General features: G+C 56.1%; 1 protein-coding gene. It reads left to right on the plus strand.

What is annotated here, in order from left to right:
• The coding region (locus B5F27_RS16360; protein ID WP_144066582.1) for an IS66 family transposase at nt 1-702 on the plus strand (702 nt) is incomplete at both ends.

Below are 702 nucleotides of genomic sequence, written 5' to 3' on the forward strand. Positions count from 1 at the left end.
GAGAAAAGTTTGTCCGGTCTGAACTGGTGATTGTGCCGGCCCAGGTGTATGTGGTGGATTACTATGCCGCCAGCTACAAATGTGCGCACTGTGAAACCCAGACTGGGGAGAGCTATATCCGGCAGGCCGAAGCTCCTGTTCCAGTGATGAAGAAAAGCATGGCAGCCCCCTCCACGGTAGCCTATATCATGCAGGAGAAGTTCCAGAACGGAGTTCCGCTGTATCGCCAGGAGGCGTACTGGAAGGGACAGGGTGTGGGTCTTCGGCGCAATACCATGGCCAACTGGGTAATCCGCAGTGCCCGTTGGTTCAAGCCTCTGTATGAGCAGCTTCGCAGGGAGCTGCTGCGGCAGGACATTGTGAATGTGGACGAGACCCGCGTCCATGTCCTGAAAGAGGATGGCCGGAAATCCAGTCAGATGTCCCAGATGTGGGTGTTCTGCTCTGCCGAAAAGAAAATCGCACTGTACCAGTACAGTACCAGCCGTTCAGGCCAGGTAGCCAAAGAGATGCTGCAGGGCTTCTCCGGCTATACCCAGACCGACGGCTATTCGGGTTACAATTGTCTGGATTCCGTGACCCATGTGGGCTGCTGGGCTCACGCAAGACGCAAGTGGGTGGAATGCTTTGTGGACGGCAAGCCGGTACAGGGAAGCCGATCCGAGGCAGCGTTTCATCTGATTGAGGAGATGTTCTCCCTGG

Origin of the sequence: Faecalibacterium sp. An192 (assembly GCF_002160175.1) — a bacterium.
Lineage (GTDB): Bacteria > Bacillota > Clostridia > Oscillospirales > Ruminococcaceae > Faecalibacterium.